This is a genomic window from Streptomyces sp. NPDC051322 (assembly GCF_040689485.1).
In the GTDB taxonomy this organism is placed as follows: Bacteria; Actinomycetota; Actinomycetes; order Streptomycetales; family Streptomycetaceae; genus Streptomyces.
In genome coordinates, this window is the sequence record NZ_JBFBAK010000002.1 from 841,518 (window position 1) to 862,978 (window position 21,461).

Consider the following 21,461-nt stretch of genomic DNA (forward strand, 5'->3'; position numbering starts at 1 on the left):
CCGGGTCGTTGGGGGGTGTGCTCACTGGTCTGCTCCTAGGTGGTCCGGGCAGGGGCACCGTTCCACGTCCACCTGTCCGTTTCCTTTCCCTTCCCCCAACGCCGGCCATCGAACCGGGTAACACCCGCAGCTGGTTCGAATGCCACCCGGTGAGTCCCGACGGTCGGCGGGACAATGGTCTTACGGCACTCCGTTCCGGCAGGAGGTCCAGCGATGCAACCGTTGTCGACGCACCTGTGGAGATGGCGGCACAACCCTCTCCGCCGCCGTTGCGACCGCGTGGAGGCATGGGTGGCCCTGCTCCTCCTCCTGGTCTTCCTGAGCATGGCACCGCTCATGGCTCTGGTGACGAGTTCCGCTATTGAGCACGCGGCGACCCGCCAGCGCTCGGACGTCCACCACGTCACGGCCGTGCTCCAGCGCACCGCGCCGGTCTCTGCTCCGGCGGCACAGAGCCAGGACCACCCCACGGTCCAGACCCCGGTGCGTTGGACCTCCCCGGACGGCACCACCCACACGGCCACCGCCATGGTGAGACCAGGACAGCATGCCGGTACCACCACCCAGGTGTGGGTCACGAACAAGTCCCGGATCGTACCGGGACCGCCGAGCCCGGCCCAGACCGTCTTCGCGGCTGCCCTCACCGCCGCCAACGCCGTCCTGGGGACCGGTCTCCTGCTGCTCCTGCTCTGGGCCGTCGTCCGGTCCCGGTTCGATGCACACCGCATGGCCCAATGGGAGCGTGAATGGGCCGTCAACGGGCCTCGCTGGAGCCACGGCCGCAGATGAACGGTGGCGGACGTCTGCCCGTTTCGGCGCTGACGCCCGCGCCTGCTCCCCGTCAGCCGTCGAGCCGTCAGCCGTCGAGCAGATCGGCCAGTACCTGGGCCTGACTGATCCCGGGCTCTTTGGTGGCGGTGAGGAGGGTCAGCGTCCCGTCCTTCGCGGTTTCCTTGAGATGTCCCAAGGCCTGCGCCCGCGCCGGTTCCTCCAGCTCGCTGCGGTAGCGCCGGCCGAACTCCTCGAAGCGTTGCGGATCATGGCCGTACCACTTGCGCAGCTCGGTCGAGGGCGCGATTTCCTTGCACCACTCGTCGAGTCCGGCCTTCTCCTTGGTCAGTCCCCTGGGCCAGACCCGGTCGACGAGCACCCTGGTGCCGTCGCCCTGCGCGGGCTCCTCGTACACCCTCCGTACACGGATTTCGGCCTTGCGTGACATACCCGGCCTCCTCGCGGCGCACCCACCTCACTGGTCGAGCTCGTCCTCCACCGGTGGTGTCGGGGCGTCCCGCAGGTGCTGCGACAGTCCGGGCTTGCCGCCCTGACGCGCCTGTTCGGCACGCTGCGCCCGGCCGTGGCCCAGATCCGATGCGGGGTCCGAGCGCACCGAACGTGCCACCTCTTCCTTCTCGCCCGCGGGGAAACGCACATCCCGCACCGCACCCAGGACGTCATGCACGTTCGTGCCGGCCATGACTGCCTCCTCAGCTGATGTCCGCGTAACCGTCCGTCGTCCTGATCTCGAGCGCCACGCCGGGTACCCCTGGCCCGGCATCCGATGCGCGGGAAGCTCCCCTCCCGCCCAGCAACAGCACAACGCGCTGTTCGTCGCGAATGATGTGAATCTGGGTGCATGCACTCCGTCGTGTGCTTCCGATTTGCCGGGCGGCCCCACCAATGGCGGGGCCGCCCGGCCTCTAACGGAGCAACTTTTCCGGCGGAACCGGAGCGGGTAGCCGAGCCGATGCAGGGCAGCCCCCAGTCTGACTGCCGGACAGCGGCGCGCGGCTCGACCACCCCTCATGAGCTCCGGGCAACCTGCGAAGTGCACGCGCACCTGCGAAGTTTGGAAGCCTCACCTGCGAAACGGAGACGGGACGATGAAAGACCCGGCGCAGATCGCGCTCGGCAGTGCGGGCCCGGCGGGACCCGGTTTCGAGCGCGTACGTGCGGTGGCCGACGCCGTTCTGTACGAGGGCTACCTCCTCTACCCGTATCGCAGGTCGTCGGCCAAGAACCGGGTGCGCTGGCAGTTCGGCATCCTTGCCCCACGCGCCTGGGTCGAGGCGGACGGCCCGGTGCCGGCGGCGCTGGCCGGCTCCGTGGAGTCCTGGCAGCAGCAGACCGAGTGCCTGCTCGAGGCCGGACCCGATGCGACGGTGCACGTGCGCGTGCGCTACCTGCAACTGCAGCACAAGAGTGTGGAGCGCCGGACGGAAGATGGGTACACGCCGGTGGAGTCCCTGGAAGCCGACGGGGGGATTCATCTCACCTTCGACGAAGCGGTACCGAGAGAGCATGACATCGTCGTCCCGCTGGCCGACCTGCTCACCGGCGACCGGCAGTTCCCGGTCGGCGCGCCCGGCGGTGAGGAGAGCGAAGAGCTTGACGGCGGCGCCGGGCGGGTGGTGCGCCGGCTTCACCCGGTCGAGGCCGTGACGACGCTGAGCACCGAGCGCCTCGATGGCCCTTGCGCGCTCCACCGGCTGCGGGTACGCACCGAGAACACCGGGCAGTCGGTCGGAGCGGGCACCGCGCGTGAGGAAGCTCTGTGCCATACCCTCATCGCCACCCACACGTTTATCGGCGGCAGCGAACTGGAGTTCATCTCCCTGACCGATCCGCCCCAGTGGGCCGAGGATGCCGCCCGGGCCTGCCGGAACATTCACACCTACCCGGTGCTGGCCGACGACGCGGGTTCACGCGATCTGCTGCTGTCCTCACCGATTCTCCTGCCCGACCACCCGCAGGTGGCGCCCGAGAGCCCCGGTGACCTGCACGACGCCGCGGAGATCGACGAGATCCTGTCGCTGCGGACCCTGCTGCTGACCGACGAGGAGAAGCGGGAGGCCCGGGCCACCGACCCGCGCGCCGCCGAAATCCTCGACCGGGTCGACGGCATGCCGCCGGAGGTCTTCGCACGACTGCACGGAGCGATCCGCTCCCTGCGAGCCACTCATCCGTCGCAGGTCGAGCCCGCCCTCACGGCACCGGAACGGGCGTCCACGCCCTGGTGGGACGAGGGCGGGGACGACGGTCTGTCTCCGGCGACAGACAGCGCGCTGGTCGACGGCGTGCCGGTGAGTAAGGGCAGCAGGGTGCGACTGCGCCCGCGTGGGCGCGGCGCCGACGCCCACGACATGTTCCTCATCGACCGCACCGCCCGGGTGGAGGCGGTGTTCCATGACGTCGACGGGAGCGTGCACGTCGCCGTCAGCCTCGAGGACGACCCGACCGCTGAACTGCACAGCTGGTACGGCCGGTTCTTCTACTTCCGGCCGGACGAGCTGCAGCCACTGGCCACCGACCCCGCTCAGGAGAGGACCGATGGACGCCATCGAGCTGTTGAAGCATGACCACCGGATGGTCGAGCAGCTGTTCCGCGACTACGCCGCCGCAGCATCCAGTACGCAGCGCCGCGGCGTGGTCGAGATCCTCGTCCGCGAGCTGTCCAAGCACGCGGCGCTGGAGGAGCTGATGGTCTATCCCCTCGCCAAGAAGGTTCTTCCCGACGGTCAACAGGAAATCGACCGGCATCTGGCCGAGCACATGGACGTCAAGAAGACCCTGCTGGCCCTCGACAAACTCTCCGCGGGTGACGACCAGGAGGACACGTTGTTGGCCGACCTGCAGCGGGAGATCGAGGAGCACGTACGGGAGGAGGAGGGCGAGCTGCTGCCACAGCTGCGCGATGCGGTCGATCAGCAGGCCCTCGACGAACTGGGCCATGAGCTCGATCGTGCGAAGGGCAAGGCACCGACCCGGCCGCACCCGAACGCACCGGACGAGCCGCCCGGTCTCGCGCTCGCGGGCCCGGTGGCCGCCATCTACGACCGACTCCGCGACAGGATGCAAGGGAGGCCGAAGACATGAGCATCGAAAGCGGCACCACGAGCACGAGCCAGCAGCCGAGCAGGGCAGTGGACCGGAGCGGCTTCGAGGAAATCGACATCCTCTGGATCTCCGAAGGGATGAGCTGCGACGGCGACACGGTCTCCATGACCGCATCCGGTCAGCCATCGATCGAAGACGTCGTCCTGGGTCTCATCCCCGGGCTGCCGAAAGTCAACCTGCACAACAAGGTGCTCTCGCCCACCGAAGGCGGCGAATCGTTCCTCGCACCGTTCCGGGCCGCTGCTCGCGGCGAGCTGACCCCCTTCATCCTCGTCATCGAGGGGTCTATCCCCAACCAGAACATTATCGAGGGCGACGGCTACTGGACCTCCTTCGGCAACGACGAGGTAACTGGCGAGCCGCTCACCCTCAACTGGTGGATCGACCAACTCGCCCCCAAAGCCTGGGCAGTCGTCGCCGCCGGCACCTGCGCGACCTACGGCGGGATCCACGCGATGGCGGGTAACCCCACCGGCTCCATGGGCCTGGCCGACTACCTGGGCTGGGACTTCAAGTCACAGGGCGCCCTGCCGATCGTCAACGTACCCGGTTGCCCGATCCAGCCCGAGAACTTCATGGAGACCCTGACCTGGGTGCTCTACCACGCAGCAGGATCGGCGCCGCCACCCCCGCTGGACCACATGCTGCGGCCGCAGTGGCTGTTCGGCAAGACCGTGCACGAAGGCTGCGACCGTGCGGCCTACTACGAGCAGGGCGACTTCGCGAAGGACTACAACTCGCCCAAGTGCCAGGTGAAGGTGGGTTGCTGGGGCCCCGTGGTCAACTGCAACGTTCCCAAGCGCGGCTGGATGTCCGGCGTGGGCGGCTGCCCGAACGTGGGCGGCATCTGCATCGGCTGCACGATGCCGGGATTCCCGGACGCCTTCATGCCCTTCATGGACGAACCGTCGGGGGGCAGCTTGTCCTCCCTCCTCATCAAGCCGTACGGGGCGTTCATCCGGCGGATGCGCGGCATCACCAACATGGCCGTGAACCAGGAACCCAAGTGGCACCACAACCGGTCCGAGCTGACCAGCGGCTACGACCCGCACTGGCGCCCCTGACACGCACCGCTTCCCGGCGCACACCACCGCTGACGCACACCACGGCCCCCACTCGCCCCTGAGCCACCAGCAGGGCCGGACCGGCGGCACCGCTTGACCCCACATCACCGAGCGAGGAACGAGGCAAGGACGGACATGACGACCACCGAGGGGCCGGCGCGCACCGGGCAGCGCAAGCCCGCGCAGATCGTAGACATGTCGTGGGACCCGATCACCCGGATCATCGGCAATCTCGGCATCTACACGAAGATCGACTTTGCCAACCGGGAAGTGACCGAGTGCCACAGCACCTCGTCACTCTTCCGCGGCTACTCGGTGTTCATGAAGGGCAAGGACCCGCGGGACGCCGGCTTCATCACCAGCCGTATCTGCGGAATCTGCGGCGACAACCACACCACCTGTTCCAACTACGCGCAGCAGATGGCTTACGGCATCAAGCCCCCACCGCTCGCCGAGGCCATCGTCAACCTCGGCGAGGCCGCGGAGTACATGTTCGATCACACCCTGTTCCAGGACAACATGGTGTTCGTCGACTTCTGCGAGGCCATGGTCAAGGTCACCAACCCCGGTGTGCTCGCCAAGGCCGAGAAGACCCCCGCGCCGCACGGGGACATCCACGGCTACCGCACCATCGCCGACATCATGCGTGCCTTCAATCCCTTCGAGGGCGAGGTCTACAAACAGGCGCTGCAGATCAGCCGGGTCACCCGGGAGATGTTCTGCAAGATGGAGGGGCGCCACGTCCACCCGTCGACGCTCTATCCCGGTGGCGTGGGAACCGTGCCGGCGCCCAGTACCTTCACCGACTACCTCACCCGGCTGGTGAAAATCCTCGACTTCGTCAAGCAGTCGGTGGCGATGAACGACGACGTCTTCGACTTCTTCTACGACGCGCTGCCCGGCTACGAGGAAGTCGGACGCCGCCGCACGATGCTCGGCTGCTGGGGTGCGTGGCAGGACTCCGATGTCTGCGACTACAGCTACAAGAACATGAACGAATGGGGCAAGGCGATGTTCGTCACCCCCGGCATCATCGTCGACGGCAAACTCGTCACCAACAACCTGGTCGACATCAACCTGGGCATGCGGATCCTGCTCGGCAGTTCCTACTACGAGGACTGGACCGGCGACGAGCCGTTCGTCACCCATGACCCGCTCGGCAACCCCGTCGACATGCGCCATCCCTGGAACCAGACGACCGTGCCGGTGCCTCAGAAGAGGGACCTGCAAGGCAACTACAGCTGGGTGATGAGCCCACGCTGGTACGACAAGAACACCGAGGAGCACCTCGCGCTCGACACCGGTGGCGGCCCACTGGCACGGCTGTGGTCGACGGCGCTCAACGGATTGGTCGACACCCCTTACGTCAAGGCCACCGGGCACAGTGTGCAGATCTCCCTGCCCAAGAGCGAGAAGCTGCCGGAGATGACACTGGAGTGGAAGATCCCCCAGTGGAACAACACCCTGGAACGCGACCGGGCCCGCCCGTACTTCGTCGCGTACTCCGCGGCCATGGCGTTCACCTTCCTCGAACGGGCGATGCAGATGGTCCGGGCCGGCGACACCAAGATGTTCACCAACTTCGAAGTCCCCGACGAGGCGATCGGCTGCGGCTTCCACGAAGCGGTCCGGGGCGTGCTCTCGCACCACCTGGTGATCAAGGACAAGAAGATCGCGAACTACCATCCCTATCCGCCGACGCCGTGGAACGCCAGCCCGCGGGACATGTACGGCACCCCCGGCCCCTACGAGGACGCCGTACAGGGGCAACCGATCTTCGAGGAGAACGGTCCGGACGACTTCAAGGGCGTCGACATCATGCGTACCGTCCGCAGCTTCGACCCCTGCCTGCCCTGCGGCGTGCACATGTACCTCGGTCAGGGCAAGGAACTCAAGAAGCTGCACTCGCCGACGTTCGGAGCCACCCATGACTGACCACGGGAGGCTCGACGCCCCGGCGATCGGTCAGCGCCTCGCCCGCATCGACGAGCTGCTGGAGCGTGTCGAGGGAACGCCGGGGCCGACGTCGGACGCGGCGATCGAAGCCGTCCAGGCGCTCGCCGAGGTCTACGGTGAGGCGCTGGCACGGGTGCGGGACCTCGCCGACCCGCAGCTCAGCGGCCGGCTGGTCGACGATGAACTGCTCGGCCACCTGATGGTGCTGCACGAGATCCATCCCGACCCGTTGGAACACCGGGTGGTCCGCGCTCTGGACAACCTCCGGCCGGCCGTACGGAAACACGGCGGGGAGATGGAACTGACCGGCATCAGCGACGGTGTGGCGAGCGTGCGGCTGACGGTCAAAGGTTGCGGCTCCTCCGCGGCCCCTGTCGAGGAGGCCGTCCGCGAGGCCGTACTGGCCGCCGCACCCGAACTGTCGGCCGTCCGCTGGGAACCGGCGGCCGAGCAGCCGGACGCCGCTTTCGTTCCCCTGGACTCGGTGACGCGCCGGCCCGTGGCGTCCGGAGGCACGGCGTGAGCGCCGGCGCCCTCGAACGCGTCATTCGCCGGGCCGGTGCCCGGCGGGCCGAAGCGGCGGAACACTGCGAACTGTGCAGCGAGCCCGTGCCCGCCGACCACCGGCACATGGTCGACACGGACCGCGGGGAACTGCTGTGCGCGTGCCGCCCGTGCTCGCTGCTGTTCGTCCGGGATGCCGCCAGCCGGGGCCACTACCGACTGGTTCCGCAACGGCGGATCCGGCTGGCCCCTGTCTCGACGGAACCCCTGGGCGTGCCGGTCGGCCTGGCCTTCTTCGTACCGCGCGCGGACGGCACGGTGTCCGCGCACTACCCGAGCCCGGCCGGAGCGACCGAGTGGGAGGTCGACGCGCAGGCCTGGTGCCAGGTCGTCGACCACTGCCCCCAGCTCGCGGATCTGGCGGCGGACGTGGAGGCGTTGTTGGTCAACACCGCGCGTGACGCCCGGCACCACTGGATCGTCCCCGTCGACGACTGCTTCCGCATGGTCGCCGTCGTACGGCGAGAATGGAAGGGACTGTCCGGCGGCGGCCGGGTATGGCCCGAGATCGAGCGGTTCTTCGCAGAACTGACCGAACACCGGTAAGGAGGAAGCAATGGGCAAGATCCGAGTAGGAAAGCCTGCTGTCAAACCCGACACGCCGAAGACGGTCTTCGGTACCCACAGAGGCAATGAGAAGTCCTTCAAGCGCCAGCCCGGGCACCACAAGGACGGCACCTCCGACGCACGGCGCTCAACAGGCATCCACTGGAAGAAGCACAACGCGATCATGAAGGTCATGCCGAACATCTCGCCCGGCTGACATCCCCAGAGGCGAGGGACGCTGACTCAACGGGGCAGCAGAGAAAGGGAATGTGAGTGACTGCGAAACGAGTGCTGATCGCGCAGGCCGTGCTGGTCGGAGGACTCGGACTCGCCATCCTGGTGAAGGAGCTCCCGGGACTGGCACGCGAGATCAGGATCTGGCGGATGGTGGATTTCCGGGCCGGCTCCCTACACCCCCGCTGAGCTCCCCGCATAGTGCTCGGCTCGGCATCGGCCACATCACCGATGCCGAGCCGAGCCATGCCCCGGCCACGTCGCCCTGCCCGGCGCGCGAACCGGCCGTGCGGGCCGTGCGGGCCGCTCAACGAAGGGCGCCCGGACCATCCGGGAGCCGTTTGACCTCCCCGCTCCGGGACACCCTTCACACGTGGACGAGGATGCACCCGTGACCTCCGATGCCGCGTGCCGCGTCGACCTCACCCACCGCGTTTTCCCGGCGGGGAAGACCCAACCACGGCTATCCGGCGATCAGCGCAGCGGCAGGCCGACCAGAGCCGCGAGCCCTGCCACACCGAACAGCAGCCAGGCGAGGTAGTCCCCGACGTGCCCGGAATGGAGCCGGTGCAGCAACGCCAGAGCCGGCGACAGCGGATGACCGAGGGCGCGCACCCGGGCAGGGAGACGTGGCGCCCACACGGCCAGGCACGCCAGGCCGAGCGCGAGGGCCGCCGACAACAGGCCGAGGCCCGCGCCGAGAGCCGTCCACTCCGTACGCGGCTCGAGACCGGGGGACTCGCCGCCCCGGCCGGTCAGGGACCGGCTGATGTAACCGCTCCCGTCGACGAAGGTCTGGGCCGCGTGCCCGAACGCCTCGCCCGAACCGGGCAGTACGCCGACCACCAGCGCACCGGCCACCAGCACCGCGACGGCGATGACCATGTTCACCGGAGTACCGGACAGCGGCGGCGTCTCGCGGTGTTCCTCGTTACCGCTGCTCTCACGGTCGGCTTCCCGGTGGGGGCCGTCGACGTCGGGCGCCGGCCCCAGACCGAAGTAGATCCGCATCCCGGCCCGCAGCACGGCCGCACCGGTGACCGCGGAGACGAGCACGAAGAGCGCCGGTCCCCACGCGTATCCGGCGGAGCCCACGGCTTCCTCCGTGACGGACTTGCCCAGCGCCGAACCGAACGGTGGCAGACCGGCCAGACCGAATGCTGCCAGGAAGTACAGCACCGGTGTGACGCGGGCCTTCCGGTCGCGTCCGTGCAGTCGGCGCTCATCGACGTTGCCGTGCTTTCCCAACAGGATGCCGACCAGCAGGAACAGAGCGGACTTCACCCCCGCGTGACCGGCGACGTAGAGGGCCGCGCCGCCCGTGCCGTCCTGGTCGAGGGTGGCCAGCCCCATGGTGAACAGCCCGACATGGGCGATGGTGGAGTAGGCCAGCAGCCGCTTGAGATGGTGCTGTGTGAAGCACATGACCGCGCCGACCACGGCCGTCAGCGCACCCGCCACCATGAAGGCCCGGCCGATGTCGGCATGCGGCAGGGCCACACCGAAGACAGTCCAGTACACACGTGCGGCGCCATAGAGGCCGAGCTCGACCATGGCCCCGGAGAACAGCACGCACACCGGGGCCGGCGCGACGGCGTGAGCATCGGCGAGCCAGAAGTGGAACGGCACCACCGCCGCTTTCACCAGGAAACCGGTGATGAGCGTGACGAACGCGCCAACGACCAGCGCATCGGGCCGGTGCGCGGCCACCGCGGCGCCGAGCTGCGCCAGTCCCAGCTGCCCGTGGCGCGCGTACAGGATCGCCACCCCGACCAGGGACACGTACGCACCGAAGGAATTGACGACGCCGAAGTTGAGGCCGCCCTGCACAGACGTCCGGTCCTCGATCTTGATGCCGGTCAGCGCATAGGCGACCGCACCCATCAGCTCGAAGAACACGAACATGTCGAAGACGTCGCCCGACAGCACGAAGCCCTCCATGCCGGCCAGGAAGAGCAGCACCAGAGCGTGGAAGTAACCACGAACCGACGGATAGTGGCGCCCGCTGAACAACAGGGCGCAACTGGCCAGGCCACCGATCAGCAATGCCAGACCGGCGCTGACCGGGTCCGCCACCAGCGGGACGCCGACACTGACACCATGGACGGGCGTCCACCCGCCCATCCAGGTGACGACCCGGCTCGTGCCGGTGAGAGCCAGCGTGGTGCCGGCCAGCGCGGTGACGCCCAGGGCGGTGCCCACCGCGGCGATGTCGAGGGCCGGATGCGGCAGCCGGCGACCGAGCGCCACCAGTACACACGCCATGGCGACGGGCAGCGCGACGAGAAGCGGAAGCAGAGGGGCGGCCGTCGTGTCGTGACCCACATCAGCCCCTGAGCGAGGTGAGCGCCTGCGGATCGACCGTTCCGTGCTGTTTGTTGACGTGGACGGCCAGCGTCAGGAGCAGCGCGGTGACCGTTGCGGACACGACGATGTCGGTGAGCGTCATGGCCTGCACCACCGGATCGACGACGCCGGTGGACGGCGGGCTGGTGGAGCCGAACACCGGCGCGGTGGCACCCTGCTGGTAGCCCACCGCGAGCAGTAGCACATAGGTGCCCGACTGGGCGACGGACAAGGACACCACCGTGTGCACCAGGTTGGTGCTGCGGACGATGCCGTAGCCGCCGACCAGCAGCAGCCAGCCGGCCACACAGTACGCGTAGATGCTCATTCCCCGTCCTTCGCCGATCGGGCGCCGGCGGTCACCGTGATGTCCTCCTCGAAGAAGTGGCTCAGCAGCACGACCATCCCGCAGGCGACCTCGACCCCGACAGCGAGGTTGAAGACGGGCACGGTCCCGGCGGACAGCAACTGCCCGAAGGTGCCCGTCGGAAAGATGTTCCGCAGAAACGCACCCGATACGGCGAGGCCGGCCAGCCCCAGTGCGACGAACAGCGACGCACCGAGTGCTTCACCCGCGTCGAAGATCCGCACCGGGCGCAGCCGGACAAGAGCCCGGTAGTTCCCGGTCAGATACAGCAGGTGCAGGCCGGTGGCCAGCACGACTCCGCCCTGGAACCCGCCGCCCGGGGTCACCTGACCGTGAGCCACCACGTCGAAGCCGATGATCAGGGTCACCGGCAGCAGCACGTAACCCGCCAGCCGGGTTGTCTCCAGCGTCCGGCCGGTCCGTGGCGGCCGTTGCTCCCGTTCCCGCCGGGTCGGACGCAGCAGCGCCGCGACACCGATGACGGAACCCAACAGGATGGTCTCCTCACCCAGCGTGTCGATGGCCCGCTGATCGAAGTTGACCGATGCCACCACGTTCGCGGTTGCCTGCCGAGCGGCCACCGCCACAGCGAGATCCCGGTAGCGATGCACTGACCCGCCGAACACCGGCATGTCGAGGAACACCAGCGCCAGCAGCGCGGCCAGCCCCGCCGCGCCCACCAGGAACACCAGCGTGCGAGCCCTCCTGCTCACCCGTTTTCCCCCTCCGCACGGTGCCTCTCACGGTCCTGGTCACGGCGGATCCTGCGGCTGGCGAGCATCACCATCAAGGGGACCATCGCCGCACCGATACCCAGTTGCGACAACGCGACATCGGGGGCCAGGAGAACGACGAAGAGCACGGTCAGCGCCAGCCCGAACACCGACAGACTGACCGCCTGGCGTTCCGGCGCAGCAGTGAGGACGACCGCCGTACCCAGCAGTCCCACCACCGTGAGCGCCACGGCGATCAGGACCGTCACGAGGGTGCGTCCTCGGGTACCAGACCGTCGCGCTGGGCCGCCACCCGCCCGGTCGCCGACTCCAGGACCGGTCCGGTGATGGCGAGCAGCACGATGATGAGTTCGTCCAAGGCGGTGGTCAGACCCCACCCGTTCTCGATGCCGAGCGCCACACCGATCAACGGCGCCCCCAGGGACGTGGCCGGCGTCACGAAGTGCAGACGGTTGTAGGCCCGCCGCACCGTCAACGCCGCGAGGACCGACCAGATCACCACGACGGTCCCGGCGGCGTAGAACGCCAGCATCACTCCATGCACCAGGCCGCTCACGAGTCGGGCGCCCGAGGCACGAGCAGACGGGTGAACACAAGCGTGCCGGCGAACGAAAGCAGCACCATGACCAAGGGCACGATCAGGTACGAGGGCTGGCCGAGCGCCTGCGACAGCAGCACCAGCAACAAGGACGCCACCACCGAGCCGATCTCCAGCCCGACCAGCCGATCGACGGGATCGCCACGCGTCCCCAGCCAGGCGGCCGGGCAGAAGCCGCCGACCAGCAGCACGATCGTGCCGAGCAGCCACGGGTTCACCGGCCGACCACCTCTTCCATCCGCGGGTGCCCCTCCACCAGGGAGTGCACCACCAGCGTGTGCTCCTCCGCATCGTGATCGACGACGAACGAACCGGGCGTCGCCGAGAGCGCCATCGTCGCCAACGCGACGCGGGCGGCGGCGACCTCACGGGATTCACCCTTCGGAAGCTCGATCTCCCGCAGCTCTCCCAACGGCCGGGACCGGTCCCGCCGACGGAGAGGTACAAGCAGCACCCGTGCCGTGTCCGCGACCACTGCACCGGCCCACGGCAACGCCCATGCGGCCCACCGGAGCCTCGGCGCCCAGGCGCCCCCCACCGCCCTGCGGCCGGCGCGCGCCGCCACCGCGCAGGGAAGCCCGCAGGCCGCGGCAACCACGCATTCCCAGAGCGTGACGCTGGAGAGCGTCGCCAGCCAGATCGCCACCGCCACGCCCCACCACCACAGGATTTCCACCGCGCCGACCATCGCCACCACCTCGAGGCGTCACCCTGCCACGCAGCAGGAAGACCGGCCGCCGCCCGGCCCACGACGCGCGGAGGCGTTAGCCGACACGGAGCAAACGGCGCGCCCCGCCTCGAAGGAGGCAATGCCCGTTCCACACCTGCCCTGCCGACGACCGGCAGCTCTGAGCAGCGAACACGCATCCTGCGGCCGCCACCGCGGCCACCGCACCCACCACGCTGTCGCGATGACAACCCGATGCCTGCACTCCCGAGTCTCGTCGTCCGGCAAACGTTGTCCGGCAAACGCTCAAGCCGGGGTTCCCGGCCCACCGTCCTTGCTACGCGCTGCGTTGCACCGTTCGGCGGACGCGGAGCGGTGGAAGTGGCGGCCGAGCAGTGCTCCGCCGAAGATGACGTATCCCACGCCGACCAGCCAGCATTCGATCATGAGCACGGTGCCGACAGGTCCGTAGCTGACAGCGCTCGACACGATGAGCGGCACGAAGACCAGGCCGGAGACGACCCGGAGACCGACCAGACCGACCACGGTCGCCACGGCTCCGGGCAGCAGGGACCGCCAGGGCACACGCGCCCCGAGCAGGAAATGCTGCCCGCCCCAGAAGAAAGCGGTGCCGACCGCCAGGGCCGCCACCACACGGAACGCTCCGGACAGCACATCCCGGGTCTGCACCGCGACATACAGAAAGGCGATGAGCGCCGCCAACCAGACCGCCTGCCGCCAGAGGCGGTGCCAGGGTCCGACGGACAGACCCCATGATTTCTCGTACCCGGTCTGGACGCTCGCCGCGAAGGTCAGCCCGAAGACGGCGAGTGCGACCACGCTGACAAGCCCCGTCGTACTGATCACCTGCCGCGGCGAGGCAAAGAGCTCCTGGACAGCGCGTGCGGAATGCCCGGACAAGCCCATGCCGTCGACGATCCACATGGCGAAGCCGCGGCGGCGGAACGGATCCGCCGCCGCGACCACGATCAGCAGCGGGGCAAGGGTCACCAGACCGAGTGCCGCGAATCCCATGGAGCGGTGCAGCAGTTCCAGCTCGTTCCCCCGCTCCAAGAACCGTCCCGCCCGCAATCCGCGGCGGACACGGCCGATCTGCCGGCGCCAGAAACCCACGTGGATTCACCACCGGTAGAAGTGTGGCGACATTCAGCTGCCCGACATCAGCAGACGGTGCCGACAGCGCTCGATCAGATCGTCCAGCATCAAGGAGAGCCCGATGCCGAGCATCCACACGTCCTTCGCGAGGGGCAGCCCCTCCTGCGTGGGGCGCAGACTGCCTTCTTCCCGCACGCCGGGGACGCGCAGATACAGCCCCATCGTGCCGAGCGAGAACGCCGACACGCCCGCTCCGGCGACGGCCGCCGGAACCACAGGCACCAACAGCGCCGCGCCGAGCAGGATCTCTCCCGCCGACAACAGCCGGACGAACGGCTGTGCATCGAGCTTCTTCAGGAACGGGTAAGCGGTGCAGGCGAACCCGTGCAGCCCTTCGGCCGTGGGCCGGTCCGCGCCACGCTTGGAAAGCCCGGAATTCAGGAAGAAAGCCCCGAGCGGAATCCTCAGCGGCAGTTGCCGGGTCAGGGTATGCAGGCCCATACAAATCCTCCTCGGACGCCATCCCCTTTTTTCACCGTAATCGCGCCCGACGAGTGCCGCATGGGGGAGGACGCCGGCGCATCCGCACCGAGTCCACACGTTTGGCCGGGGAACCGACTGGTAAGTCGTCGGGCAGCGCGGAGCGACGTCGCCTGGCGCAGGCGCCGGGGGTTGGCCGAAACAGCCCCCGGCGCCGCTTCCCGTGCATGGCGGCACCGAGTGCGGGTAGCGGTTGAATTCGAGGGCCTCAGGGGTCCACCATCAGAAGCTGCGGGAGGTCGCTTCCGGCTTCCCGATGAAGGCTCTGAGCTGAAAGGACGATCGCGCTACCACCCGGGGACAGACGGAAATGAGTACTGCCTTCGACCACGCCCGCGACCCGCACGACGCAGCCCCCGCGCAGCAACCCCACGGTACGCCGGGAGAGGCAGCGTGGTGTGCGGAGCTCGATCAGCTGCGTGCGGAGGTGGGTCAGTTGCGGCAGGCGATGAAGACCCGCCCGGTGATAGACCAGGCCCGCGGCATGGTGATGGTCCTCGGACCGTGCTCCTCACAGACGGCGTGGGAGGTACTGGTCGAGGTTTCCCAGCACAGCAACACCAAGCTCCGGGACGTCGCCGAGGCCCTGGTAGCGACCGCCACCGGCGAGTCCATGCCCTGCCCGGTCGGCGACGCACTGACCGGGGCCCTCCGTCGGCTGCGCACCGGCGGCCGGCAGTGACCCGGCCGTCGACCGCCCCGCCGGCGGACCGTGGTCTCCGGCGCGGCGGTCCGCTGCGAGGGCTCCCTGGAAGGTTTGGTACCTACTAGGTACCATGGGGTCATGCCGTCCCTGAACATCACCTTCACCGACGAGGAACTGCACGAGGTCCGCGCCGCCGCGGCCGCCGAGGGCAAGTCCCTCAAGCAGTTCGTCCACGACCTGCCGCTGCGCGAACAGCAGCGCAGGCAGTTCGCCCGCTACGCCGTCTCCTGGGGCGAGCAGCACCGGGAGGAGTTCGACGCCGCCTTCCCCGACGAGGTACCTCCGTCCGCCGGACAGCGAGGGGCCGAAGCCGCCTGATGGTGCTGCATATCGACATTCCCTGGCTCCTCGATGTCCAGGAAGAAGCTGTCCCCGAGGACGTCTCCATCGCCGATTACTCGGCTCTCGTCGCGGCCGTCGCTCGCCACAAGACCCGCATCCCGCGCCCGACCACCGCCGACCCCGACCCGGCCTGGCGAGCGGCGGCCCTCCTGCACACTCTCGTATGCCTGCAACCCCTGCCGTACCGGAATGCGCTCTTCGCCTGCCAGGTCTCCGTCGCCTACATGCACGCCTCCGGCGACGGCATCGACCCGCCCTACGGCGCCCTGGTCGAACTCGTCCGGGACATCCAGGCCGGCAAGGCCACCGTCTACCAGTCGGCCGACCGGATCCGTGCCTGGCGCGTCTGACCGGCGGGCAGCCCCTAGGAACGGGGCGCCGAGCCTGCCAGGGGAGTGGTGTCGAGGTACCTGACCTCGTAAACCCGCTCGGTGAACTTCCAGCCGTCCGTGGTGCGCCGGTAGCGGTCATGATAAATGGCGTAGTTCAGCCCCTGACGGCCGTCACGGGTGCGCGCGAGTTCCTGGATGTACGTACGGCCGGTCGCGGTGTCGCCGTCAAGCTGGATGATGCCCGGGTGCGTGTTCTGCACGAAGAAGTCCCACTGGCTCTGCAGCCGCTCGCCCCCGACGCGGATCTCCTCCCGGCCGACCAGCTCGACCGGGACGTTGGGCATCCGCAACGCGCCGTCCGGCGTGAACAGCGACGCGAGACGGGCGCGGTCACGCATCATCGCCGCATCGGTGAACTCGCCGCGCAGCGCCTCGATCTCGACGCGGTCAGCGATGGCCTGGAAGTCACTCATCGATTTTCTCCTTGTCACCGAAGCCGGTGTACGCGTCTGTGCGTTCAGCAGTCCGACGACGCAGCGCCCCGGAATGTGAGGTGACGTGCCCGCCTCTGCGCTGGGTGCGCTGTCACTCGCACCAGTGACGGCGCATCCGGCCCCAAAAAGGCATGCCGTGGCGGCGAGGTGCTACCCGTCACCTCCCGGCTCCGCCAAGCTCTCGACGTGCGCCGCGGCCGCTTCGGCGCGCCTCTTCGCCTCCCGCACCTCCCGGCCACGGGCTCGCGCCCGGTCGCGGGCTTCCCGCTCACCGTCGCGTGACCGACGGTGCTGCTCCTCAGCCTTCTTGAGCTCGTCGGAAAGTTCGACGACGCGCTGCCGGCATTCGGTCACACGCACGCCGGCCCTTTCCGCCTCGCGATCCGCCGTCGCTGCCTCGTTCCGGCACGCCAGGAGCTCGCGCTCGGCATCCTCGGCCTCGCGGCGGGCCTCGGCGAACCGTCTGCGCCGCTGCTTTTCCGCCGTGGCCGTGGTCTGCCGGCGGGCAGCGCGGCCGGCCGTCGCCGATGGCTTCCCAGAACGCCCGGGGGACCGGCCGGAGTCCGGCGATACCTCTGCGGCGGCGGCGAAGCTCAGGGTGGCGTCGAGCGGCTTCGTGAGCCGGCCTTTCGCCCAGTCACGAGCCGCCTGAGGGTCGGCGAGCACGGCGTGCAGCGTATCCTCGACCTCCCGTTGGGCGTCCTCACTGATGCGATGACCGGCCTCCCCTGCAAGCTGTCCGGCCTGCCGTGACAGAGCGCTGACCAGGCTCCGCTGCTGACCCGACAGCTCACGCAGCTGTTCGCCGTCGAGGTCCTGATGCGCCTGACGCAGCCCCGCTCCCAGCTGAACAAGCGGCTCGACCTCCTCGGGATGCTCGCGAACGAGGAGGTTGCTGGCCCAGGCTGAGAGGCTCGGACGACGCAGCTCGCTGATCTGCCGTGCCAATGACCGATCGCCGGCTTCCCGGGCCTCCCGGGCACGTTCGTTGCGGGTGACGGTGAAGTCATCCGGAAGTAGCCCGTACAGCTCGTCGGCGACGGCGTCGAAGTCCACCAGCACCCTCTCCATCGAAGGCTATGCGGGAGTATGCGTACATTTTTATAGCTTATGTAGCGGCGCGTCCGCCGGAGCCGATGCCGGCCCAGGTTCTCTGCCGCGGTCGGGCCGAAGGCTGTGCGGGGCCGACAGGGTGATGGTTGCGCCGCGCGGCTGGCGTGCCGCCGGGCGCGCCATGATCGCTGCTAGCTTCACGAGCCTTCGAAGGGCTCAGGGCTCTCGAGCCGAGGGCGGGTTCGAGGCAGGGATGGAGGCAACGGTGGCTGATACGACTGGAGACCCGGACATGCCGAGTGTCTCCCCATTCAAACGGCGGAGCTTCCTGGCTTCGGCGGCCCTGGCTGCCGCCGCCCCCGTCTCCCTTGCCGGGCCGGCCGCAGCAGCGCAGAAGGCCGGGCCGCAGGATGACATCGACTACGGGTGTGTAGCCCGCCTGCTGAGCATTCCCGAGCGCCGTCGCGACCTCGACTGGCTCCGGCAGAGCCTTCAGCATGCCGTGGAGCTGGAGTTGGCCACGATTCCGCCGTACCTGTGCGGCTGGTGGTCCATCATCGACCGCAAATCCGAGGCGGCACGGCTTATCCGACGCATTGTCGGCGACGAAATGTATCACCTGGGTGTCGTCTGCAACCTGCTGGTGGCCGTGGGCGGACGGCCACGGATCAAGGAGGCGCTGGCCTCCTATCCCGGTCCACTGCCGGGCGGCGTACGCCCTGAAGTGACCGTGTATCTATCGGGCCTTACCAAGTCCTACGTGCACGACGTGATGATGGCGATCGAAGCTCCCGAAGACCCGCTCACCCAAGCCCGGGACTCCTCCTCGACTGTCGGCGACTTCTACACCGCGCTGCTGACGGCTTTCCGCACGCTGGCACCGGAATTGTCGACACGGGGCCAGCTCTCGGAGCGCATCGGCTCGGACGTCCTGAAACCGATCGACAGCCTCAGCGCCGTCGAACAGGCCATCGACATCATCAAGGAGCAAGGGGAGGGCACCGTCAGTTCACCTGCCGAGCAGTTCGACGACGACCAGCCGGCCCACTACTACGCCTTCGGCGAGATCTACCACGGGCGGCGTCTGCGAAAAGTCGGTCGAACGTGGGAGTTCACCGGCGAACCCCTACCCTTTCCCGAGGTTCGTCCCATGGGAAGGGTCCCCATCGGCGGTTGGCCGAGCCCGCCGGCGCGGGTGCGCAAGCTCCTCGACCACTTCGATGCGACCTTCATGGCTGTGTTGTCGAACCTCGAAACGGCCTGGGCCGGCGGCGACCCCCGCGCCCTTCGCGTGGCCGTACATGCCATGCACGGGATGGAGGATCCTGCCCTCGAGCTCATGGAAATCGAAAACCCCGACGCCCCCGGAACCTATGGGCCTCAGTTTCTCCCATTGCTTTGATCATCAAGTGGTCTCATCAATTCCGGATTCGGACAGCGCAGGCGGATTGGCGCCGGGTCGGGATGGACGCCGTTCGAGGGACACATTCCGGTGGTCGTTTGCGTTCCTGGTCCTTTGGATACTCCGCCAGACATGGTTGCTGCCCGCGTCAACGATCTCCTTCCGGAACTGGATCCCTTCGTGCACGCTGTGCAAGCGCGGAGGCCGGATGACGGCACCTGGTGCGAGGCGTGGACAGTACGCGATGTCCTCGTCCACCAGACGGGAAACGCGGAGGAGTTGGCCCGGGTGCTTGCCGCCCACATGGCCGGCGCACCGGTCGAAACCCGGGGATTCGACCGCGAGGTCCCTTACCGGGCGCTGTCCGACTCCGAGCTGTGGTCAGCGTTCACTGTGCGGTGCGAACAGCTCGTCGACGTCGCCGAGGCTGCGGTGCATGACCTGTCACCGGACACCGAGGTGATCTGGACAGGGCGTGTGGTGAAGCCGGCCTTCTTCGCCGAACACATGCGGGAAGAACTGGTGCTGCACCGCTGGGACATGACCGGCGACGACAGCACCGCGGTGCAGGCGCTCACCGAGCCGTGGATGACCGAACACAGCGTGAAGGAAGTCGGCCCACCGCTCCTGCGCCGGGGTTCCGCCGCTCTGGAACTCGATGCCGACGGCAGCATCGAGGGACGTTTGCGCGTCCCCGGGACCGACGACATCCTGGTCACGGCCGACGCGGACGGCACCAGTATCCGTTTCACGGCGCCCGAGGGTCCCGCCACCATCGAGAGTGACGCCGCAGTGCGTACCCTCCTCCTCTGGGGGCGGCGCCCAGCAGATCCCTCACGCTGGCACAGCGACGCGGGACCGGAAAACCTTCGCGCTGTGCGGACCCTGCTCAGCGGCTACTGAAGCGACGACGAACAGCCCGTTGCCTTCCATCCTCCATCCTCTGCCGCGCCATGAATCAAGACATTGTCATGACATACTGACGTACGGAGCTTAACGGGTCTGAGGCATACTGGCGTGTCTAGGCAGCAGCCCGCAGGAGGGTGACGTGGAACCGCTCACCAAGAAGATCACCATCGACCGGAACAGCCCGGTCCCCCTGTATTTCCAGTTCGCCCAGCAGCTGCAGCACCTCATCGAGATCGGCGATCTGCCGCCAGGGACCCGGCTGAACAACGAGATCGCCATGGCGGACCAGTTCGGGCTGTCCCGCCCGACCATGCGCCAGGCCATGCAGCACCTCGTCGACAAGGGACTGTTGGCCCGCAAGCGCGGGGTGGGCACCGAGGTCGTCACCAACCGCATACGACGTCAGGTCGAGTTCACCAGCCTCTACGAGGACCTGGAGCGCGAGGCGCGGCATCCACGCACGAAGGTGCTGTCCATCGACACGATGCCGGCCGAGGAGGGCGTTGCTGCCGCGCTCTGCGTGAAGGCGGGCGGGCCGGTGCTGGCGATCGAACGTCTGCGGTTCGCCGACGACCAGCCGATCGCGCTCATGCGCAACTATCTGCCAGCAGACCTGACCGAGCTGACCGCGGAAGCGCTGGCCGACGGCGGCCTGTACCAGCTCCTGCGCCAGTCCGGTATCCGCCTGAGCACCGCGGAACAGACCATCGGCGCCCGCCGGGCGACGGCCGCCGAGGCAAAGCTGCTCGAGGAGTCCCGCGGCGCCACCCTGCTGACCATGACCCGCACCGCCTACGATGGTTCCGGCAAGCCGGTCGAATACGGCTCTCACGTCTACCGGGCCTCACGCTATTCGTTCGAGATGACGGTCGTGGCGCACTGACACCCGGACGTCTTCGCTACGGCTCCCGCAACCGGGTGGATGCATCTCGTTCAACTCGGCGAGCGAGTAGACCGTTGGAGACGGGAACGAAGTGATTGCGGCAGAAGTAGCCGAGCGGACCGCGCCCCGGCGCGTTACCGGGAAGGCCCGGGGGCGCGGCTAATCTCCGCACCCGGACTGCGCGGCGTTACAGGGTCTGTCACGAACAGATCGGTACTCGCGCCGGGTGGCGTGGGTTCAGGAGATGTAGGACGGCAGCACCAGGAAAGTTCGCCGGACGAAGGCGAGGAGGGCGGACAGGAGGGGAAGGCCCTGGCCGACGCCGCCGCCCGGGAGAGGTGCGGCGGAAGCAGATGTGGCGGCCATGGTCGTGAGGATGACGGCGGAGCTTGCCAGAGTCGCGGCTGCGCGCGTGATGTGTCGCATGCCCGGATAAACGATCGTGCACGGGCGAAGTGTCTTCTATGGGCGGTGAACTCACCGGAATGGAGTGCCGGAGGACTCACCCCGCCTTGATGTGCACGACGCGTATCCTCGGCATCCGGCGGCCCAGCCGCGCCGTTCTCCGGGCCTCCCGGCAGCACGCTCGCCGCTTGACTTCACCCAGCGCACGGTCGCCGCAGCGTGCTCCGCGCTCTTATCAGGCAGCACGAGCCGTCGGACCAGGGCTCGCGTTCACGAGGCGCCTCCGGTACCGACCGCTCCGCATGCGCG

At 68.4% G+C, this 21,461-nt stretch carries 29 protein-coding genes; 15 read left to right on the top strand and 14 right to left on the bottom strand.

The features are described from left to right. Positions 1-291: 291 nt before the first annotated feature. Positions 292-789, top strand: a complete 498-nt coding sequence (locus tag AB0436_RS07900) for a hypothetical protein (RefSeq protein ID WP_366466823.1) — start codon at positions 292-294, stop codon at positions 787-789. A 67-nt stretch (positions 790-856) separates the two neighbouring features. Here the strand turns inward: AB0436_RS07900 and AB0436_RS07905 are convergent, their stop codons facing one another. After that, positions 857-1,219, bottom strand: a complete 363-nt coding sequence (locus AB0436_RS07905; protein WP_366466824.1) for a DUF488 family protein — start codon at positions 1,217-1,219, stop codon at positions 857-859. Positions 1,220-1,246: 27 nt separating this feature from the next. After that, positions 1,247-1,474 (bottom strand): DUF2795 domain-containing protein, encoded by a 228-nt coding sequence (locus AB0436_RS07910; protein WP_366466825.1) that lies wholly within the window; start codon positions 1,472-1,474, stop codon positions 1,247-1,249. Between the two features lie 406 nt (positions 1,475-1,880). Here AB0436_RS07910 and AB0436_RS07915 point away from each other — a divergent pair, with 406 nt between their 5' ends. The 8 genes from AB0436_RS07915 to AB0436_RS07950 all read left to right on the top strand — a co-directional run bounded on the left by AB0436_RS07915 (position 1,881) and on the right by AB0436_RS07950 (position 8,447). Beyond that, positions 1,881-3,356 (top strand): hypothetical protein, encoded by a 1,476-nt coding sequence (locus AB0436_RS07915; protein WP_366466826.1) that lies wholly within the window; start codon positions 1,881-1,883, stop codon positions 3,354-3,356. Then, a complete protein-coding gene (locus AB0436_RS07920) occupies positions 3,328-3,873 on the top strand; it encodes a hemerythrin domain-containing protein (protein WP_366466827.1) in 546 nt (181 codons plus the stop codon). The genes AB0436_RS07915 and AB0436_RS07920 overlap by 29 nt, the downstream gene beginning before the upstream one ends. Next, a complete protein-coding gene (locus AB0436_RS07925) occupies positions 3,870-4,958 on the top strand; it encodes a hydrogenase expression protein HypE (protein ID WP_366466828.1) in 1,089 nt (362 codons plus the stop codon). Before AB0436_RS07920 ends, AB0436_RS07925 begins: the two co-directional genes overlap by 4 nt. Before the next feature lie 135 nt (positions 4,959-5,093). After that, positions 5,094-6,893, top strand: a complete 1,800-nt coding sequence (locus tag AB0436_RS07930; protein ID WP_366466829.1) for a nickel-dependent hydrogenase large subunit — start codon at positions 5,094-5,096, stop codon at positions 6,891-6,893. Beyond that, positions 6,886-7,437, top strand: coding sequence for a NifU family protein (locus AB0436_RS07935; RefSeq protein ID WP_366466830.1), 552 nt, complete (start codon positions 6,886-6,888; stop codon positions 7,435-7,437). Before AB0436_RS07930 ends, AB0436_RS07935 begins: the two co-directional genes overlap by 8 nt. After that, the gene (locus AB0436_RS07940) at positions 7,434-8,024 is read left to right on the top strand and encodes a DUF5947 family protein (protein ID WP_366466831.1); all 591 of its coding nucleotides are present in this window, start codon (positions 7,434-7,436) and stop codon (positions 8,022-8,024) included. The genes AB0436_RS07935 and AB0436_RS07940 overlap by 4 nt, the downstream gene beginning before the upstream one ends. 10 nt (positions 8,025-8,034) lie before the next feature. Beyond that, on the top strand, positions 8,035-8,241 hold the full coding sequence (locus tag AB0436_RS07945; protein WP_365852718.1) for a hypothetical protein: 207 nt from the start codon (positions 8,035-8,037) through the stop codon (positions 8,239-8,241). A 56-nt stretch (positions 8,242-8,297) separates the two neighbouring features. Then, entirely contained in the window at positions 8,298-8,447 is a 150-nt protein-coding gene (locus AB0436_RS07950) for a hypothetical protein (protein WP_366466832.1), read from the top strand. A 285-nt stretch (positions 8,448-8,732) separates the two neighbouring features. Here AB0436_RS07950 and AB0436_RS07955 read toward each other — a convergent pair whose 3' ends face one another. From AB0436_RS07955 to AB0436_RS07995, 9 genes are all read right to left on the bottom strand, one after another. After that, positions 8,733-10,583 (bottom strand): complex I subunit 5 family protein, encoded by a 1,851-nt coding sequence (locus AB0436_RS07955; protein ID WP_366466833.1) that lies wholly within the window; start codon positions 10,581-10,583, stop codon positions 8,733-8,735. A 1-nt stretch (position 10,584) separates the two neighbouring features. Then, a complete protein-coding gene (locus AB0436_RS07960; protein ID WP_366466834.1) occupies positions 10,585-10,932 on the bottom strand; it encodes a sodium:proton antiporter in 348 nt (115 codons plus the stop codon). Further along, positions 10,929-11,684, bottom strand: coding sequence for an MnhB domain-containing protein (locus AB0436_RS07965; RefSeq protein WP_366466835.1), 756 nt, complete (start codon positions 11,682-11,684; stop codon positions 10,929-10,931). The genes AB0436_RS07960 and AB0436_RS07965 overlap by 4 nt, the downstream gene beginning before the upstream one ends. Next, on the bottom strand, positions 11,681-11,953 hold the full coding sequence (locus tag AB0436_RS07970; RefSeq protein WP_366466836.1) for a DUF4040 domain-containing protein: 273 nt from the start codon (positions 11,951-11,953) through the stop codon (positions 11,681-11,683). The genes AB0436_RS07965 and AB0436_RS07970 overlap by 4 nt, the downstream gene beginning before the upstream one ends. Then, the gene (locus AB0436_RS07975) at positions 11,950-12,261 is read right to left on the bottom strand and encodes a monovalent cation/H(+) antiporter subunit G (RefSeq protein ID WP_366466837.1); all 312 of its coding nucleotides are present in this window, start codon (positions 12,259-12,261) and stop codon (positions 11,950-11,952) included. Before AB0436_RS07975 ends, AB0436_RS07970 begins: the two co-directional genes overlap by 4 nt. Further along, a complete protein-coding gene (locus AB0436_RS07980) occupies positions 12,258-12,521 on the bottom strand; it encodes a monovalent cation/H+ antiporter complex subunit F (RefSeq protein WP_366466838.1) in 264 nt (87 codons plus the stop codon). Before AB0436_RS07980 ends, AB0436_RS07975 begins: the two co-directional genes overlap by 4 nt. Then, positions 12,518-12,991, bottom strand: coding sequence for a hypothetical protein (locus tag AB0436_RS07985; protein ID WP_366466839.1), 474 nt, complete (start codon positions 12,989-12,991; stop codon positions 12,518-12,520). The genes AB0436_RS07980 and AB0436_RS07985 overlap by 4 nt, the downstream gene beginning before the upstream one ends. Before the next feature lie 285 nt (positions 12,992-13,276). Beyond that, entirely contained in the window at positions 13,277-14,005 is a 729-nt protein-coding gene (locus AB0436_RS07990; RefSeq protein WP_366466912.1) for a ribonuclease BN, read from the bottom strand. A 132-nt stretch (positions 14,006-14,137) separates the two neighbouring features. Further along, positions 14,138-14,587, bottom strand: a complete 450-nt coding sequence (locus tag AB0436_RS07995; RefSeq protein WP_366466840.1) for a hypothetical protein — start codon at positions 14,585-14,587, stop codon at positions 14,138-14,140. Positions 14,588-14,936: 349 nt separating this feature from the next. Here AB0436_RS07995 and AB0436_RS08000 point away from each other — a divergent pair, with 349 nt between their 5' ends. The 3 genes from AB0436_RS08000 to AB0436_RS08010 all read left to right on the top strand — a co-directional run bounded on the left by AB0436_RS08000 (position 14,937) and on the right by AB0436_RS08010 (position 16,024). After that, entirely contained in the window at positions 14,937-15,308 is a 372-nt protein-coding gene (locus tag AB0436_RS08000; protein ID WP_366466841.1) for an ANTAR domain-containing protein, read from the top strand. Between the two features lie 102 nt (positions 15,309-15,410). Next, positions 15,411-15,650, top strand: coding sequence for a hypothetical protein (locus AB0436_RS08005; RefSeq protein WP_366466842.1), 240 nt, complete (start codon positions 15,411-15,413; stop codon positions 15,648-15,650). Continuing rightward, a complete protein-coding gene (locus tag AB0436_RS08010; RefSeq protein WP_366466843.1) occupies positions 15,650-16,024 on the top strand; it encodes a toxin Doc in 375 nt (124 codons plus the stop codon). Before AB0436_RS08005 ends, AB0436_RS08010 begins: the two co-directional genes overlap by 1 nt. A gap of 14 nt (positions 16,025-16,038) precedes the next feature. Here AB0436_RS08010 and AB0436_RS08015 read toward each other — a convergent pair whose 3' ends face one another. Together AB0436_RS08015 and AB0436_RS08020 are read right to left on the bottom strand one after the other, a co-directional pair. Then, complete coding sequence (locus AB0436_RS08015; RefSeq protein WP_366466844.1) at positions 16,039-16,479, bottom strand: nuclear transport factor 2 family protein; 441 nt, start codon at positions 16,477-16,479, stop codon at positions 16,039-16,041. A 171-nt stretch (positions 16,480-16,650) separates the two neighbouring features. After that, positions 16,651-17,556 (bottom strand): hypothetical protein, encoded by a 906-nt coding sequence (locus tag AB0436_RS08020; RefSeq protein ID WP_366466845.1) that lies wholly within the window; start codon positions 17,554-17,556, stop codon positions 16,651-16,653. A 262-nt stretch (positions 17,557-17,818) separates the two neighbouring features. Between AB0436_RS08020 and AB0436_RS08025 the strand changes: the two genes are divergently transcribed. The 3 genes from AB0436_RS08025 (at position 17,819) to AB0436_RS08035 (ending at position 20,747) form a co-directional block, all read left to right on the top strand. Continuing rightward, positions 17,819-18,955 carry a ferritin-like protein gene (locus tag AB0436_RS08025; RefSeq protein ID WP_366466846.1) on the top strand — a complete coding sequence of 379 codons (1,137 nt, stop codon included), beginning with the start codon at positions 17,819-17,821 and terminating at the stop codon, positions 18,953-18,955. 132 nt (positions 18,956-19,087) lie between these two features. After that, a complete protein-coding gene (locus tag AB0436_RS08030; protein WP_366466847.1) occupies positions 19,088-19,858 on the top strand; it encodes a maleylpyruvate isomerase N-terminal domain-containing protein in 771 nt (256 codons plus the stop codon). A gap of 145 nt (positions 19,859-20,003) precedes the next feature. Then, positions 20,004-20,747: a GntR family transcriptional regulator gene (locus AB0436_RS08035; RefSeq protein ID WP_366466848.1), complete on the top strand. Its 744-nt coding sequence runs from the start codon at positions 20,004-20,006 to the stop codon at positions 20,745-20,747. A gap of 237 nt (positions 20,748-20,984) precedes the next feature. Here AB0436_RS08035 and AB0436_RS08040 read toward each other — a convergent pair whose 3' ends face one another. After that, on the bottom strand, positions 20,985-21,113 hold the full coding sequence (locus tag AB0436_RS08040) for a hypothetical protein (protein WP_366466849.1): 129 nt from the start codon (positions 21,111-21,113) through the stop codon (positions 20,985-20,987). Positions 21,114-21,461 lie beyond the last annotated feature (348 nt).

Coding starts and splice junctions, on each gene's coding strand:
- AB0436_RS07905 (WP_366466824.1), bottom strand. CDS start 1,219: ATGTCACGCAAGGCCGAAATCCGTGTACGGAGGGTGTACGAGGAGCCC.
- AB0436_RS07910 (WP_366466825.1), bottom strand. CDS start 1,474: ATGGCCGGCACGAACGTGCATGACGTCCTGGGTGCGGTGCGGGATGTG.
- AB0436_RS07915 (WP_366466826.1), top strand. CDS start 1,881: ATGAAAGACCCGGCGCAGATCGCGCTCGGCAGTGCGGGCCCGGCGGGA.
- AB0436_RS07920 (WP_366466827.1), top strand. CDS start 3,328: ATGGACGCCATCGAGCTGTTGAAGCATGACCACCGGATGGTCGAGCAG.
- AB0436_RS07925 (WP_366466828.1), top strand. CDS start 3,870: ATGAGCATCGAAAGCGGCACCACGAGCACGAGCCAGCAGCCGAGCAGG.
- AB0436_RS07930 (WP_366466829.1), top strand. CDS start 5,094: ATGACGACCACCGAGGGGCCGGCGCGCACCGGGCAGCGCAAGCCCGCG.
- AB0436_RS07935 (WP_366466830.1), top strand. CDS start 6,886: ATGACTGACCACGGGAGGCTCGACGCCCCGGCGATCGGTCAGCGCCTC.
- AB0436_RS07945 (WP_365852718.1), top strand. CDS start 8,035: ATGGGCAAGATCCGAGTAGGAAAGCCTGCTGTCAAACCCGACACGCCG.
- AB0436_RS07960 (WP_366466834.1), bottom strand. CDS start 10,932: ATGAGCATCTACGCGTACTGTGTGGCCGGCTGGCTGCTGCTGGTCGGC.
- AB0436_RS07985 (WP_366466839.1), bottom strand. CDS start 12,991: ATGGTCGGCGCGGTGGAAATCCTGTGGTGGTGGGGCGTGGCGGTGGCG.
- AB0436_RS07990 (WP_366466912.1), bottom strand. CDS start 14,005: ATGGGATTCGCGGCACTCGGTCTGGTGACCCTTGCCCCGCTGCTGATC.
- AB0436_RS07995 (WP_366466840.1), bottom strand. CDS start 14,587: ATGGGCCTGCATACCCTGACCCGGCAACTGCCGCTGAGGATTCCGCTC.
- AB0436_RS08000 (WP_366466841.1), top strand. CDS start 14,937: ATGAGTACTGCCTTCGACCACGCCCGCGACCCGCACGACGCAGCCCCC.
- AB0436_RS08005 (WP_366466842.1), top strand. CDS start 15,411: ATGCCGTCCCTGAACATCACCTTCACCGACGAGGAACTGCACGAGGTC.
- AB0436_RS08010 (WP_366466843.1), top strand. CDS start 15,650: ATGGTGCTGCATATCGACATTCCCTGGCTCCTCGATGTCCAGGAAGAA.
- AB0436_RS08015 (WP_366466844.1), bottom strand. CDS start 16,479: ATGAGTGACTTCCAGGCCATCGCTGACCGCGTCGAGATCGAGGCGCTG.
- AB0436_RS08030 (WP_366466847.1), top strand. CDS start 19,088: ATGGTTGCTGCCCGCGTCAACGATCTCCTTCCGGAACTGGATCCCTTC.
- AB0436_RS08040 (WP_366466849.1), bottom strand. CDS start 21,113: ATGGCCGCCACATCTGCTTCCGCCGCACCTCTCCCGGGCGGCGGCGTC.